Here is a 13,629-nt window from a genome sequence, read left to right as displayed (position 1 = left end):
GGACGGCCGGCGCCGGCAAAGAAAAACCCCGGCGCGATGGCCGGGGTTCCTCGGAACGTTCCGGGCTGACCGGAGGTCTACTGGTCGTCGCCGTCGTCGTCGTGTTCGCGCCGCCGGTCGCGGTCCGGCGGACCGCTGCGCCGCCGTGGTTCGCCGACACCCGAATCGAAACCGCCGCCCGGAGGCGGGCCGCCACGATCGAAACCACCGCCCGGCGGGCGACCATAGCCGCCGCCGCCGCCGCCGGGAGCGCCGCCGCCGCCACGATAGCCGCCGCCGCCACCGCCACCGCGGTCGAAGCCACCGCCGCCGCCGCGGTCGAAACCGCCACCGCCGCCGCCGTAACCACCGCCGCCGCCGCCATAGCCGCCGCCACCGCCGCCGCCGCCGCCGCCGTCACCGCGTCCATATGGGCTGCGCGGCGCCCGGCCGCAACCGCCGCCGCCGCCGCCGCCGCGGTATCCACCGCCACCGCCGCCGCCGCGATAACCACCACCACCGCCGCCATCACCGCCGCCGCCAAACGAACGCGGGCCGCGGTTGAAACCGCCGCCACCGCCGCCGCCGCCGGCTTGCCGCTCGACCGCCTCGCGCACCGCCAGCGCGCGGCCACCGAACTGCGAACCGTCCAGCGCCTTCATTGCGGCGAGACCGGCTTCGTCGGTGGCCATTTCGACGAACGCGAAACCGCGGCTACGCCCGGATTCGCGATCCATGATGATCTTGGCGGAAGCGACCTCGCCGTACGGCGAGAAATGCGCGTTCAGATCTTCGTTCGTGCAGTTGTAGGGCAGATTGCCCACGAAAAGTTTACGGCTCATTCCTGCTAGACTCTATTGACTGGTGGGGGAAAAACCTCGGCTGCGGCGGTGGAAGCCAGTGCCGTCTGACGGCCTGGAACGTGACTACGCGTCTGACCCTGATCTCGTGCGAAAGACGTCCGCGCTCGCATCCGACTACACTACCGGCGGGAAAGGAACCTGACATTCCGATACCCGAGCGGTCGCTGTAAGTATGGGGGCCGCGAGGCGGAATGTCCACAGGCCCGTGCCGAAGAAGCGCACCACTGGCATGCGCTTGCGGGCGCGAGCGTGCCGGGGCACGATGCGACGTGATGGCGACGCGCCCGCGACGCGGCTAACCCTTTGGGGGCATGGATGATTTTCGACCACCGCACCTACGAGTTGCACCCCGGCAAACTCAAGGACTTCCTCGCCCTCTACCAGAACGAGGGCTATCCGGTGCAGACGCGGCATCGCGGCAAGCCGTTCGCGTGGTTCACCACCGAGGTCGGCAACGTCAACGAGATCGTCCATATCTGGGCCTACGAGGACGTCGCCGACCGCGCCCGCAGGCGCGCCGCGATGCAGGCCGATCCGGCATGGCAGGCGTACCTCGCGAAGACCGCCGGCATCTTCAAGACCATGAACAACAAGCTCGTGGTGCCGGCGCCGTTCATGACGGCGAAGTGACGCCCGGCGGCGCCCGCGCCGCGGTCCCCCAGACACGGTTCGAGCAGGCGCGCTGGCGCGCGGGAGCGATCGGCATGTCCGCATCTTCGACGACGTCCACCCTGGTGAAGCGCACCGGCGGCCAGGTGCTGGTCGACCAGCTGCGTATCCACGGCGTCGACCACATCTTCGGCGTGCCCGGCGAGAGCTATCTCGCGGCGCTGAACGCGCTCTACGATTCGCGCAACGCGATCAAGTTCGTGACCTGCCGCCAGGAAGGCGGCGCCGCGAACATGGCCGACGCCTACGGCAAGCTCACCGGCAAGCCGGGAATCTGCTTCGTCACGCGCGGCCCCGGGGCCACCAACGCCAGCATCGGCGTCCACACCGCCTTCCAGGACAGCACGCCGATGGTGGTGCTGGTCGGCCAGGTGGCGCGCGAGCAGGAGGAGCGCGAGGCGTTCCAGGAGATCGACTACCGCCGCATGTTCGGGCCGCTGACCAAGTGGACGGCGCAGATCGAGGACGCGCGCCGCATCCCCGAGCTGGTCAGCCAGGCGTTCCACCGCGCGATGTCCGGACGCCCCGGTCCCGTGCTGCTGGCGCTGCCCGAGGACATGCTGACCGACGAGGTCGAGGTCGCCGACGCGCGGCCGTTCACCACCGTGCGCGCGGCGCCGGCGCCGGCCGACATGGCGCGGCTGCGCGCCATGCTGGAGCGCGCCGAGCGCCCCGTGATGATGCTCGGCGGCGGCGGCTGGACGAAGGCCGCGTGCGACGACATCCGCGCCTTCGCCGAAGCCAACCGTCTGCCGGTGACGACGGCGTTCCGCAACGCCGACCTGATCGACAATCGCCATCCCAACTACATCGGCAACATCGGCCTGGGCTCCGACCCTGCGCTCACGAGACGCATCCGCGAGTCCGACCTGGTGCTCGCGGTCGGTCCGCGGCTGGGCGAGATCACCAGCGCCGGCTACTCGCTGTTCGACATCCCGGTGCCGAGGCAGCCTCTGGTCCACGTCCACGGCGGCGCCGACGAGCTGGGCCGCGTCTACGAGGCCGAATTGATGATCAACAGCGGCATGGCGAACTTCGCCGCAGCCGCGCGCGCCATGGCGCCCGTCGCCGCGCCGCGCTGGGCCGACGACGTGCCGCGTGCCCACGCCGAGTATCTCGCCACCATCAAGCCGACGGGATCGGCGGGCGACGTCGACCTCGGCGAGATCGTCGCGTGGCTCAACGCCCGACTGCCCGACGACGCGCTCGTCGCCAACGGCGCCGGCAACTACGCCGGCTGGGTCCACCGGCACTTCCAGTACCGCGGCCTGCGCACCCAGCTCGCGCCGACCAGCGGCGCGATGGGCTACGGCGTGCCGGCTGCGGTCGCCGCCAAGATCGTCGAGCCGCGCCGCCTGGTGGTCGCTTTCGCCGGCGACGGCTGCTTCCTGATGAACGGCCAGGAGTTCGCCACCGCGCTGCAGTTCGGCGCCAATCTGGTGGTGGTCGTGGTCGACAACGGCCAGTACGGCACGATCCGCATGCACCAGGCGCGCGAGTACGGCCACGGCCGCGCCCACGGCGTCGAGCTGCGCAATCCGGATTTCGCCGCCTACGCGCGCGCCTTCGGCGGCCACGGCGAGACGGTCGTGCGGACGGCGGAGTTCGCGCCGGCGTTCGAGCGCTGCCTGGCGTCGAACACCGCCTCGATCATCCACGTGAAGACGTCGCTGGAGCAGATCACGTCGCGCGTCACGCTGTCGAAGCTCGAGGCCGACGCCGCGACGCGTTGACCGCCGCGATCAGACCGGCGGCTGGCGCAGGGGGTGGCCGGGCTTGAAGCCGGTCAGGTCGCGGAAGATGAAGGCCTGAAGCGCCAGCGCCGGCGCCCATGTCAGGTAAGCGACGGTCTCCTGGACCAGCTCGACGACCAGCAGCGGCCCGAGGCTCAACGGCGCGTCGAACACCGCCGTCGCGAGCCGCTCGACCACGCCGTTGACGAGCGTCTTGCCCATGCCCAGGCCGAGCAGGGTCAGGATCAGCGCGCCGAGGATCGCCCATCCGTTGCCGGCGCCGTAGCGCCACGCCAGGCGAGGCGCCCACGCCAAGTCGAGCGCCGGCGCCACGAGCCCGAAGCTCAGGCGCACCGCGATCATCAGGGTGACCGTGGCGCCGAGACCGAGCGCCGCGGCCGCCCCATGCCCGGCGGCATGGATTCGGCGTCCCGGGGCAGCGGCCACGGCGCGATCGCGAGGAAAATGGCCTCGAGCGCGATCGGGATCGCCGCGATGGCGACGAGCTGGAAGAGGTAGCCGCGTTCCCGCCGCCCCAGCGAGGCGCCCGGCGCGGCCGCCGCAGGGCCGAGCAGGACGAAGCGGTACCAGGCGATGGCGAACATCGCCGACGGAACGACATCGACGGTGCGGATCGCGAGCGCCTCCACCATCTCCAGCCGCTCGCCGGCCAGCGCGCGACCGACGAAGGTGATGGCGACGCTGACGAGGGTCGGCACCAGCGCGAGATCGAGCGCCAGGCGCAGGTTGGCGAGGGTCACCCGCATCCCCTCGACGATCAGGGGCGTGACGGCGAATCGCGGCGGCATCATCGGCGATACATAGGGCGCCCGACCCCGGACGCGCCAGTGCCCGGCGTGGCTTATTTCAGCGCGCGCAGCAGATCGACGTAATCGTCGGTCCACGGCCGCCATTCCGGCCGGGCGTCGATCTCCACGAGCGACCGCTTCAGCGCCTCGGAGCCGAGCGGCGCGCCATCGCGCGCCATGAGGACCCAGTCGCTGACGACGGCGTTCTGGTCGTCGGTGTCGCGCGACAGCACGATGCGCAGCCCGCGCGCGCGGGCGGCGATCTCCAGCACCGGCGGTAGCCGCAGGAACTTGTTGCTGACGTGGATCGCCAGGACGCCGTCCGGCTTGACGTGCCGCAGGTAGACGTCGATCGCCTCGAGGGTCAGGAGATGCAGCGGAATGGCGTCGCCGGTGAAGGCGTCGACGGCCAGCAGATCGTACGCCTGAGGCGCCTCGCGCTCCAGCCGCAGCCGCGCGTCGCCCAGCACGATGTCGATCCGCGCCGGCGAGTCCGAGAGGTAGGTGAAGTGCTTGCGCGCCACCGCCACGACGCCGGGATCGATGTCGTAGAAGCGGTAGACGTCGCCGGCGCGGCTGTGCGCGGCGATGCCGCCGGTGCCGAGGCCGACGATGCCGACCTTGCGCGGGCCGTCCGGCAGGGCGCGCAGCGCGAGGCCGACGCCGGAGGTCGAGCGGTAGTAGCCGACCGCCGTGCGCCGGCGGTCCGGCGCCATCATCTGGAATCCGTGCACGATGCCGCCGTGCGCCAGCTGGACGTAGTGCTCGCGCTCCCCCTTGTTGCCCTCCATGACGTGCAGCGTGCCGTAGAAATTGCGCGTCACCGACACCTCGGTCCGCGACGCGTCGTAGCGGTACCAGCCGGCCCAGCCCGCCATGGCGAGCGCCGCGACGCCGGCGGCGTAGCCGCCCAGCGCGAGCCAGCGCGGCCACAGCGCGGCGGCGCGCACGGCGACCACGACGCCCGCCGCGCCGAGCGCGATCTCGAGGTCGTAGGTGTTGGACAGAATCACGGGGAACGCCAGACCGACGGCCACGCCGCCGATCGCACCGCCGACGGCGATGCAAAGGTAGTAGCCGCCGAGCCGCGACGGGGCCGGCCGCACCGCCACCAGCTCGCCGTGGCAGAACAGCGTCACGAGGAACAACCCGACGCCGAACACCAGCAGGTTCGGCACCAATTTGAACGCCAGCGCCGGCGTCGTCATCGCCATCGCCATCGCCACGACCGCCAGCGCCGCCGCCGCGAGCCATGACGGGCGGTGGTACGGCAGGTTGCCGTCGAACCAGATGACGAACGTCGCGAGGTACAAGGCCAGCGGCGGGATCCACAGCAACGGCATCGGCGCCACGTCGCGCGTCAGGTACTCGGTCACCGCCAGCAGCAGCGCCGACGGTACAGCCGCCAGAAGGATCCACAGCGCCGGACCACCCCGCTCCACCGGTTCCTCAGGCGCCGCCGTCGGCTCGGCGGCGGCCGGCGCCTCGGCGGCGGCCGGCACGGTCGACATGCGCCACGCCAGCGCGGCGATCAGCGCGGCGTAGAGGGCGTAGCCGCCGGACCACAACCAACGTTGCGTCGTGATGGTGAGCCACGGTTCGACGACGAAGGGATAGGCGACGAGCGCCGCCAGCGAGGCGAGGTTCGACAGCGCGAACAACCGCCACGGCGTATGTCCCGCGCGCGCCAGCCACGCCTGCAGCAGCGGTCCGCCGGCGGCCAGCAGCATGTAGGGGCCGCCGACGCTCAGAGCCATCAGCGCCAGAAGCCGCGGCACCGGCGACGCGCCCTCGTCCGGCTTCCAGCCGGGATCGGGCGTGAGCGGCAGCGCGAGCAGGCTCGCGGCCACCAGCGCGACATGGGCGACGGCCTGCGCCCGCGGCGAGAGGCGGCGGCCGACGAAGGCGGCGTAGGCGTAGCCGGCCAGCAGCGCGACCTGGAAGAACACCAGGCTCGCGGTCCACACCGGCGCGCCGCCGCCGAACCACGGCACGACGATGCGGCCGATCAGCGGCTGCACCAGGAACAACAGGAAGGCGCCGAGAAACACCGCCACCGCCGCCAGCGCCATCCAACTCCCTCCAGCTTGCCGGTCACGATATATCACCGGCCGCGCGCGTCGTCGCCTGCCGGCGCCGGCGCGGCGGCGTCAGCGCGGAGCCAGTTCGAAATGCAGCAGCACCGTGCGTTGCAGCGGATTGAAATTGTCGTCCGAGAGCAGCCACAGCAGCGTCTCGCCGCGCGGACCGCGCCGCGCCGCCACGCCCTCGATGTTCTCGACCACCCAAGGCGTCTCCAGGCGCCCGATCTCCTCGATCGCCACAAGGGTGTCGCCGGCCGCGGCGGCGGCCAGCGCGACCGCGGCGACCCGGGCCAGGCGCACGCGCCAACCCCGCAGCGGGTCGAACGACCGCTCGACGACGACGATGCCTCCGTCGGGAAGCGCGGCGGCACCGGTCGGCCGGAATCCGCCGCGCACGGGATAGTGGAACCGCATCCACCGCCAGCCCCCGGTCGCCGGCGCGCCGAGCCAGCCGACCATGGCGCCGTCGCGGCCGACCATCTCCTCGGTGATCAGCAGCAAGCCACCGTCAGGCAGCGCGGCCATCGCCTCGACGCCGCCGTTGCGCGGCGCCGCGGCCAGTTCCGGCGGCGTCGCCACCACGCGCGGAACGCCCGCAAGTCCGCCGTCAACCGATCCCACCCGCGGTTCGAAGCGCAGCAGGCGGTGCCGGCGCTCGAACGCGACCAGCGCGGCGCCGTCGGCGAGGATGGCGAGGCCCTCGGCGTCGGCGTCCGCCTTGCCCCGCAGCGGCCGGCCGTCGACGTCCTTGAGACGCCCGAGCCGCGCGTTCGACGCGCGGGCGAGACGCCCGGCGGCGTCGTAGTCGAGCGACGCCGCGAGCCAGACGCCTTCGTCGGACACCGAGCGCAGCGAGCGGCCGTCATCCGAGACCCAGAGATCGGACCAGCCGCCGAACCGCGGATCGTCGGCCGTCAGCGCGATCCCGCCGCGCCAGACCAAGGCGCCGACGCGCGTCGCGCCGGGCGACTCGATGTTCGCGACCAGCGCCCGCGCGCGCAGCGCCGGCGCGGACTCGTCGTCGCGCCGCGCGCGGTCGCCACCAGGTGCGCAAGCGGCGACGGCCAGCAGCGTGAGACCGACACGGAGGAGGCGAAAAAGCGATGGCGCGCCCGGAGCTCGGCGCCGCCGGAGGGCCGACGTGTTCACTTTGCGGGCCGTTTGTGCCATGAGGTGGCCATCGTACACCCGTTAGGATGTGGATATGCGACGCACGTCCACGCTCGGCCGCCGCTTCGCGCTCACCGGATTCGGAGCGCTCGCGGCGCCGTCACTCGCGCTCGGCCAATCCGCGCCGGCGCCGGTGGCGAAGCCGCCGGAGCGCGTGTCGGTGACGCTGGCCGGAAACCGCGTGCTGCACGGCCGCCTGCATCTACCGGCGAAGGTGCCGGCGCCGGCGATCCTGCTGGTGCACGACGCTTTCGGCGCCACCGACGACCTCGACCGGCTCGCCGCGTCGTTGGCGTCCGACGGGCTCGCGGCGGTCGTTGTCGACCTTCTCGGCGGCAGGACCGCCGACAGCGACGAGGCGGCCGCCGAGCTGGCGCGCGCCATCGACCCGGCGATGGCGGTCGACGGCGTGACCCTCTGGTTCGACTGGGCGCGCTCGCGAAAGTTCTGCGACCAGCGGCTGGGCAGCGTCGGCTTCGGCCACGGCGCGGAGATCGCGATGCTGGCGAGCGATGGCGCCAGCGTGACCGCCACCGCGATCTTCTACGGCCGCGTCGACGCGCCGGCGGAACGGCTGCACCGCGTCGACGGCAGGATCATCGGCCATTTCGGCGACCGCGACGGCTGGGCGACGACGTCGATGCGCATCGACCTCGAGATCCGGTTGAGGCGCGTCCAGCGCGACTTCAAGTTCTTCCGCTATCCAGCCGCCGGCGCGTTCGCGAACCCGCGCTCGAAGCATTTCGAGCGCACCTTCATGGATCTCGCCTGGATCCGCACGGTCGCGACGTTCAAGGAGGCCTACGGCCTCCCCTGACGCGCCCCCTACTCGGCGGCGCGGGCGGTCGCCGGCGGCGCCGGCTTGGCGTAGACGCGGTCGTGCGTCAGCGACGGTACGGCGGCGCGCGCCTCGGCGACTTTGGCCATGTCGATCTCCGCCGTCACGAAGCCCGGCGCGTCGCCGCCGGCGTCGGCCAGCACCTCGCCCCACGGCGCGACGACGACCGAATGGCCGTAGGTCTTGCGGTTGCCGGCGTGGCTGCCGACCTGGGCCGGCGCGAACACGTAGCAGCCGGTCTCGATGGCGCGCGCGCGCATCAGCGCGTGCCAGTGCGCCCGCCCGGTGGGCACCGTGAACGACGAGGGGATCGACAGCATCGTCGCGCCGGCGTGCGCGAGGTCGCGGTAGAGGTAGGGAAAGCGCAGATCGTAGCAGATCGTCATGCCGAGCCGGCCCCACGGCGTGTCGGCGACGACGGCGCGCTCGCCCGGACGGAACGTCGACGATTCGCGGTAGGACTCGCCGCCCGCGAGCTGCACGTCGAACATGTGGATCTTGTCGTAGCTGGCGACGACGGCGCCGGACGGATCGATCAGATAGGACCGGTTGGCGTTGCGCTCGGCCTCGATCCTGACGTGGATCGAACCGACCAGGAACCACACGCCGCACTCGCGCGAGACCGCCCGCGCCGACGCCAGGCCGGGATGCGATTCCTCGGGCGCGGCCTTGGCCAGCGTGTCGGCCCGGTTGGCGCCGATCAGCGTCGAGTTCTCCGGCGTCATCACGAAATCCGCGCCGGCGTCGCGCGCGCGCCGCGTCTGCTCCTCGATGAAGGCGATGTTCGGCGCCAGCTCGTTGGTGGCGTTCACCTGGATCAGGCCGACCGTGAACTTCGTGGACATGCCCGGCTCCCGCGGCGGCTGGCGATAAGGGTCGGCGGCGCGGCTCAGGCCGCGCCCGCCAGCATCGGATCGAGCTTGCCGGCGGCGTCGAGAGCGTGCAGATCGTCGCTGCCGCCGACGTGCTTGCCGTCGATGAATATCTGCGGCACCGACGTCCGGTTGGTGCGCTGGCGCATCTCCGCCCGGTTCTTGTCGTCCATCATCACGTCGCGCTCGTCGTAGACGGCGCCCTTGTCGTCGAGCAGCGCCTTGGCGCGCGCGCAGTAGCCGCAGAACGGCGAGGTGAAGATCTCGATCTTGGCCATGGAACGCCCCGGAGCAGGTGCGGATTCGCCGCGACTATATTGTCGTGGACGCCTGTTGACCAGCGCGGCCGCGACGCCGCGCGCGGAGTCACTTGAACCCGCAGCGCTCCTTGGTGGTCTCGACCCAGGCCTGCCGCGCCCCGTCGTCGAAGCAGCCGTCGGTCCACCGTCCGGAGGCGGTGCCGCCATCGGCGCCGACATGCGTACCGACGCCGTGCGCGCGGCCGTCGCGCCAGTCGCCGTCGTAGCGGCCGCCGTCGACGAACCTCATGGCGCCCCGGCCCTCGTACCTGCCGGCGCGCATCTCGCCCTCGTAGCGGTCGGTCGGCTGGCCTTTCAGCGTCCATTGCAGCACGCCGCGCCCGCCGGCGAGCCCACCGTCGCAGCCACCGCTCCAGTCGATCGATTCGTCGGGCGCCGGCGCCGGATTCCAGACCCGGCAGCCGGTGCGCGGATCGGCGATCCAGCCCGGCGTCTGCGCGCGCGACGCGGTCGCGGGGGACAACGCGGCGACGACCACGGCCAGGGTGACGGCGAGGGGCAGGCGCATCGTCGATCCTCTTCGCTGTCGAACCACCACCGGACGCCGGTCAATCCCGCGCGGCCAGCCATTCCACCAGCGACGCCTCGTCACCCCCGGCGACGGCGGCCGCGACCCGCCGGCCGACGGCGGCGCCGAACTTGTACCCATGGCCCGAACAGGCCGACACCAGCCACGTCGCGCCCGACCGCGCGGCGTAGAACCGGTCGTCCTCGGTGAAAGTGTAGACGCAGGCGCGCACGCCTTTGACGGCGTAGTCGCCGATGCGCGCGAAGGCCGGCCCGAAGACATCCCGCAGCTCCGCCCCGGCGTCGGCGGCGAGGTCGACCGGCTCGCCCGGCGTCCACGGCAGGCGGGTGCGGCCGGCACCGAACTTCAAGTCGGTTCCGGCGACCGGCGGCAGCACGTAGCCCTCGACATCCGCGCCGATGCCGGGGATCGACGGCGCCCGGCTCCACGCCTCGCGCAGATCGGCCGGCGGATCGAGGTAGACGACGTAGGTGCGGCGGCTGGCGAGCGGCCGCGCCATCTCCGGCAGCAACGCCGTCGCCCAGGCGCCGGCGGTCACCACGACGGCGTCGGCCGTGAGGGTCGCGCCGCCCGCCAGCGTGACGCGCGCCGCCGCCGTGTCGACCCGTTCGACGACCGCGTGGTCGCGCACCTCGACGCCTTTCCCGCGCAGCCACGCCAGCATGCCGGCGGCGATCGGCAGGCACAGCAGCACGCCGCCCTCGGGCGAGACGAACGCGTTGCGGACGCGTTCCGGATTGAGGAACGGATAGCGGCGGATGGCCTCGTCGCGCGGGTACAGCGTGAACGGGAAGCCGTCGCGCGCCAGGCCCTCGCGGTACTCGTCCGCGCGGTCGCCCTCCTCCAGCGATATCCCCATGAATCCGACGCGGGCGACGTGCTCGCGCCCGAGATCGGCCCACAGCTCATCCCACGCCGCGAAGCCCTCGGTCATGCGCCGCGTGTAGCCGGCCATGGTGTAGGCGCGGCGGATGATCCGGTGCTGGTCGCCGGACGCGCCCAGCGGATTGGGGATCGCGTCGCGCTCGATCAGCGTGACGCGGTGGCCGCCCTTGGCCAAGGCCCAGGCGGTCGAGAGGCCGGAGATGCCGGCGCCGACGACGATGACGTGCATGCCGGCAGGATAGGTCGGAACGGCGCGGCGGCCAATCCACCCGGCGGTCGTCAGGCGGCCGCGCGCGGCTTCCACCTGCCCTTGATCTGCGTGCGGTGCATCAGCCGCCGCGCGCCAGCGTCGAACGGGTCGCGGCGGTGCAGCGTGCTGCGGTTGTCCCACAACACCAGGTCGCCGACCGACCAGCGGTGCTCGTAGGTGAACTCCCGTCGGGTCGCGAACGCCCACACCTCGTCGAGCAGCGCGTCGGACTCGGCCGGCGCGAGACCCTCGACGTAGGCGTTGCGTCGACGCCCGAGATAGAGCGTGGCGACGCCGCTGACCGGATGCGCGCAGACGGCGGGATGCCAGGCGCCGGGCGCGGCGTGCGGATCGTCGGTCGGGGTCACGCCCTGGCGCAGATAGCCACCGGAGTTGTAGGTGCCGTCGTGCTTGATGCGGCGGCCGCGGATGCGCGCCTTCAGCGCCTCCGGCATCGCCGCCCAAGCCGCCGGCAGCGCGCAGAACCAGGTGTTGCCGCCGGCCGGCGGGACCTCGAGCGCGTAGAGCATCGAGGCGTCGGGCGGCAGGTCGAGATAGCTCATGTCGGTGTGCCAGACGGCCTCGCCGGCGCCGAGCGCGCCGATCGGCCGTCCGGCGGCGTCGAGCAGGTTCGAGACGACGTAGACGTCGGGATAGCCCGGCGGGCTCATCCGCCCGTTCTCCTGGTTGGGCGGCGGATCGAGTTCGCCCAGCCGGCGGCTGAAGGCGAGGAGGTCGTCGTCGGTCAGCCGCTGGCCGCCGAACACGAGGAAGGAATGCGCGTACCAGGCGCGCTCGACGTCCGCGAAGGCCGCGTCGTCCAGCGCCGCGAGGTCGACGCCCGCGACGCGGGCGCCGCCGGCGCCGGTCAACGGCATGACATTGATGGCCATGATCTACTCCCCCTACCGCGCGGCCGCCCCGCGTGGCGGCGCCGGACCTGTATATCGCACCCGCCGGCAGGCCGGCGAGCGGCCGACGCGGTGGTGGAGTGGCGGCCGCGGAGGCTGTAGGATGCGGACATGATTCGCTTCGCGAAGCTCCTGCCCGCGCTCGCCGTCGCGCTGGCCGCCGCCGGCGCGACGGCCCAGGAGCGCACCGCCGGCCCGCTCAAGGTCGACCTCGACGGCGCGACGGCGACGATTCCCGCGCCGTTCGGCTATTGCGACCTCGAGGCCGACCAGCCGCGCGACCGCGCGCTGATCTCGGCGCTCGAGCGGCTTTTCATGGCGGACAAAGTCCTGCGCCGGATGTCGCCCTGCGACGAGCTGAAGGAGTGGCGCGCGGGTTCGGCCGGCGCGCCGCCGGAACTGGTGCAGTTCACGTGGCTGGGGCAGAACAAGCTCGTCGAGGCCGACCGTGCGAAATTCCTGCGCGACGTGGCCGGCGGCAATCCGGTCGGCCGCGACGAGGCGCTGCGGCGCGCCCGCGACGCCTTCCCGGCGGCCGCGACCGAATCCAGTTTCGCGACCATCGCCGTCGCCGAGCGCGACGCCCGCGCGGTCTACGTCATCCGCGCCACGGCGGCCCGTTTCGCGGGCAGCCAGGTCAGGTTGATGAACGTCACCGGGACCACCATGATCGGCGCGGCCGGGGTTTCCGTGCAGGTGTACTCGCCGCGCGAGGATGGCTCCGAGGCCGAGTGGATGCTGCGCGACGCCCACGAGCACGTCGACAGGCTGGTCGCCGCCAACGGCGGCAGATCGCGCCGCTTCGAGGCGCGCCGCGCGCCCGTCCCCGACCGCGATCCCGCCCGGCCGCGCGTCCGGCCGCCGCGCGATCCCAACGCCGATTTCTTCGGCCGCAACGGCGGCTACATCGCGCTCGGCCTCGTCGGCGGCGGACTCCTGCTCGCCGCCATCGGCATCGTCTTCGCGCGCCGCCTCAAGCCGGCGGCGTGACCACCGCGCGGCGCCCGACCTCCACCCGATGCTGAGCCATTCGATCACCGCGATGCTGCTGTCGACGACGCTGTTCGTCGGCGGCCACTTCCTGTTGTCGCACGTCGTGCGAGCGCCGCTGACGCGCGCGCTGGGCGCCGGCGGCTTCCGCGGCCTCTATTCACTGGTCGCCGCCGTCGGCCTCGGCTGGATGATCTGGGCCCATAAGACAGCGCCGCATGTCGCGGTCTGGGGCGATCCGCCATGGGCGCGCCATCTGCTGCTCGCGGTCATGGTAGTCGCGACGATGTTCCTCGTCATCGGCATGGCGACGCCCAGCCCCGGCGTGGTCGGCGCCGAGAAGGTGGCGATGTCCTATGGATCCGGCCTCGGGATCCACGCCGTCGCGCGGCATCCCGGGTTGTGGGGCTTCGGCCTCTGGGCGCTCGGCCACATGGTCGCCAACGGCGACCAGGCGACGATCATCCTCACCGCCGGCATCGCGATACTCGCCTTCGGCGGCATGGCTGGAATCGACGCGCGCAAACGGGCGGCGTTCCCCGACCTCTACGGAAGGTTCATGGCGCACACCTCGAACGTGCCGTTCGCGGCGATGCTCTCGGGCCGCGCCCGCCTGGACTGGTCGAGGATCGGAACGTGGCGGATCGCCGTCGCGCTCGCGGTCTATTTCGCGCTGCTGTTCGGGCACCGATGGTTCATCGGCCTCAGCGCCCTGCCGCTATGAGGC

15 protein-coding genes are annotated in these 13,629 nt (G+C 72.4%); 5 read left to right on the top strand and 10 right to left on the bottom strand.

Annotated features, from left to right (window positions below):
* Positions 1 to 77: 77 nt before the first annotated feature.
* On the bottom strand, positions 78 to 821 hold the full coding sequence (locus IPK81_17800) for an RNA-binding protein (GenBank protein ID QQS11418.1): 744 nt from the start codon (positions 819 to 821) through the stop codon (positions 78 to 80).
* Positions 822 to 1,157: 336 nt separating this feature from the next.
* Here IPK81_17800 and IPK81_17795 point away from each other — a divergent pair, with 336 nt between their 5' ends.
* The gene (locus IPK81_17795) at positions 1,158 to 1,472 is read left to right on the top strand and encodes an NIPSNAP family protein (GenBank protein ID QQS11417.1); all 315 of its coding nucleotides are present in this window, start codon (positions 1,158 to 1,160) and stop codon (positions 1,470 to 1,472) included.
* A gap of 74 nt (positions 1,473 to 1,546) precedes the next feature.
* Positions 1,547 to 3,244 carry a thiamine pyrophosphate-binding protein gene (locus IPK81_17790; GenBank protein ID QQS11416.1) on the top strand — a complete coding sequence of 566 codons (1,698 nt, stop codon included), beginning with the start codon at positions 1,547 to 1,549 and terminating at the stop codon, positions 3,242 to 3,244.
* 9 nt (positions 3,245 to 3,253) lie between these two features.
* Here the strand turns inward: IPK81_17790 and IPK81_17785 are convergent, their stop codons facing one another.
* The 4 genes from IPK81_17785 to IPK81_17770 all read right to left on the bottom strand — a co-directional run bounded on the left by IPK81_17785 (position 3,254) and on the right by IPK81_17770 (position 7,307).
* Positions 3,254 to 3,607: a hypothetical protein gene (locus IPK81_17785; GenBank protein ID QQS11415.1), complete on the bottom strand. Its 354-nt coding sequence runs from the start codon at positions 3,605 to 3,607 to the stop codon at positions 3,254 to 3,256.
* Complete coding sequence (locus IPK81_17780; GenBank protein ID QQS11414.1) at positions 3,607 to 4,053, bottom strand: hypothetical protein; 447 nt, start codon at positions 4,051 to 4,053, stop codon at positions 3,607 to 3,609. The genes IPK81_17785 and IPK81_17780 overlap by 1 nt, the downstream gene beginning before the upstream one ends.
* Positions 4,054 to 4,106: 53 nt before the next feature.
* The gene (locus tag IPK81_17775; protein QQS11413.1) at positions 4,107 to 6,125 is read right to left on the bottom strand and encodes a fused MFS/spermidine synthase; all 2,019 of its coding nucleotides are present in this window, start codon (positions 6,123 to 6,125) and stop codon (positions 4,107 to 4,109) included.
* A gap of 78 nt (positions 6,126 to 6,203) precedes the next feature.
* Positions 6,204 to 7,307 carry an esterase-like activity of phytase family protein gene (locus IPK81_17770; GenBank protein QQS11412.1) on the bottom strand — a complete coding sequence of 368 codons (1,104 nt, stop codon included), beginning with the start codon at positions 7,305 to 7,307 and terminating at the stop codon, positions 6,204 to 6,206.
* Between the two features lie 34 nt (positions 7,308 to 7,341).
* Here IPK81_17770 and IPK81_17765 point away from each other — a divergent pair, with 34 nt between their 5' ends.
* Positions 7,342 to 8,124 carry a dienelactone hydrolase family protein gene (locus tag IPK81_17765; GenBank protein ID QQS11411.1) on the top strand — a complete coding sequence of 261 codons (783 nt, stop codon included), beginning with the start codon at positions 7,342 to 7,344 and terminating at the stop codon, positions 8,122 to 8,124.
* A gap of 8 nt (positions 8,125 to 8,132) precedes the next feature.
* Here the strand turns inward: IPK81_17765 and IPK81_17760 are convergent, their stop codons facing one another.
* From IPK81_17760 to IPK81_17740, 5 genes are all read right to left on the bottom strand, one after another.
* On the bottom strand, positions 8,133 to 8,990 hold the full coding sequence (locus IPK81_17760; GenBank protein ID QQS11410.1) for a carbon-nitrogen hydrolase family protein: 858 nt from the start codon (positions 8,988 to 8,990) through the stop codon (positions 8,133 to 8,135).
* 44 nt (positions 8,991 to 9,034) lie between these two features.
* A complete protein-coding gene (grxC, locus tag IPK81_17755) occupies positions 9,035 to 9,295 on the bottom strand; it encodes a glutaredoxin 3 (GenBank protein QQS11409.1) in 261 nt (86 codons plus the stop codon).
* Between the two features lie 88 nt (positions 9,296 to 9,383).
* Complete coding sequence (locus tag IPK81_17750; GenBank protein ID QQS11408.1) at positions 9,384 to 9,845, bottom strand: hypothetical protein; 462 nt, start codon at positions 9,843 to 9,845, stop codon at positions 9,384 to 9,386.
* Between the two features lie 40 nt (positions 9,846 to 9,885).
* The gene (locus IPK81_17745; GenBank protein ID QQS15162.1) at positions 9,886 to 10,980 is read right to left on the bottom strand and encodes an FAD-dependent oxidoreductase; all 1,095 of its coding nucleotides are present in this window, start codon (positions 10,978 to 10,980) and stop codon (positions 9,886 to 9,888) included.
* Between the two features lie 50 nt (positions 10,981 to 11,030).
* Positions 11,031 to 11,894, bottom strand: a complete 864-nt coding sequence (locus IPK81_17740) for a TauD/TfdA family dioxygenase (GenBank protein QQS11407.1) — start codon at positions 11,892 to 11,894, stop codon at positions 11,031 to 11,033.
* A 129-nt stretch (positions 11,895 to 12,023) separates the two neighbouring features.
* Here IPK81_17740 and IPK81_17735 point away from each other — a divergent pair, with 129 nt between their 5' ends.
* Positions 12,024 to 12,902, top strand: coding sequence for a hypothetical protein (locus tag IPK81_17735; GenBank protein ID QQS11406.1), 879 nt, complete (start codon positions 12,024 to 12,026; stop codon positions 12,900 to 12,902).
* Between the two features lie 28 nt (positions 12,903 to 12,930).
* A complete protein-coding gene (locus IPK81_17730; protein ID QQS11405.1) occupies positions 12,931 to 13,626 on the top strand; it encodes a hypothetical protein in 696 nt (231 codons plus the stop codon).
* Positions 13,627 to 13,629: the final 3 nt, after the last annotated feature.

Source organism: Rhodospirillales bacterium (genome assembly GCA_016699855.1).
Classification (GTDB): domain Bacteria; phylum Pseudomonadota; class Alphaproteobacteria; order Reyranellales; family Reyranellaceae.
The sequence above is the reverse complement of the archived record's forward strand: the minus strand, read 5'-3'. Positions and strand labels throughout refer to the sequence as shown.

Coding starts and splice junctions, on each gene's coding strand:
- IPK81_17800 (QQS11418.1), bottom strand. CDS start 821: ATGAGCCGTAAACTTTTCGTGGGCAATCTGCCCTACAACTGCACGAAC.
- IPK81_17795 (QQS11417.1), top strand. CDS start 1,158: ATGATTTTCGACCACCGCACCTACGAGTTGCACCCCGGCAAACTCAAG.
- IPK81_17790 (QQS11416.1), top strand. CDS start 1,547: ATGTCCGCATCTTCGACGACGTCCACCCTGGTGAAGCGCACCGGCGGC.
- IPK81_17785 (QQS11415.1), bottom strand. CDS start 3,607: ATGATCGCGGTGCGCCTGAGCTTCGGGCTCGTGGCGCCGGCGCTCGAC.
- IPK81_17780 (QQS11414.1), bottom strand. CDS start 4,053: ATGCCGCCGCGATTCGCCGTCACGCCCCTGATCGTCGAGGGGATGCGG.
- IPK81_17775 (QQS11413.1), bottom strand. CDS start 6,125: ATGGCGCTGGCGGCGGTGGCGGTGTTTCTCGGCGCCTTCCTGTTGTTC.
- IPK81_17770 (QQS11412.1), bottom strand. CDS start 7,307: ATGGCACAAACGGCCCGCAAAGTGAACACGTCGGCCCTCCGGCGGCGC.
- IPK81_17765 (QQS11411.1), top strand. CDS start 7,342: ATGCGACGCACGTCCACGCTCGGCCGCCGCTTCGCGCTCACCGGATTC.
- IPK81_17760 (QQS11410.1), bottom strand. CDS start 8,990: ATGTCCACGAAGTTCACGGTCGGCCTGATCCAGGTGAACGCCACCAAC.
- grxC (QQS11409.1), bottom strand. CDS start 9,295: ATGGCCAAGATCGAGATCTTCACCTCGCCGTTCTGCGGCTACTGCGCG.
- IPK81_17750 (QQS11408.1), bottom strand. CDS start 9,845: ATGCGCCTGCCCCTCGCCGTCACCCTGGCCGTGGTCGTCGCCGCGTTG.
- IPK81_17745 (QQS15162.1), bottom strand. CDS start 10,980: ATGCACGTCATCGTCGTCGGCGCCGGCATCTCCGGCCTCTCGACCGCC.
- IPK81_17740 (QQS11407.1), bottom strand. CDS start 11,894: ATGGCCATCAATGTCATGCCGTTGACCGGCGCCGGCGGCGCCCGCGTC.
- IPK81_17735 (QQS11406.1), top strand. CDS start 12,024: ATGATTCGCTTCGCGAAGCTCCTGCCCGCGCTCGCCGTCGCGCTGGCC.
- IPK81_17730 (QQS11405.1), top strand. CDS start 12,931: ATGCTGAGCCATTCGATCACCGCGATGCTGCTGTCGACGACGCTGTTC.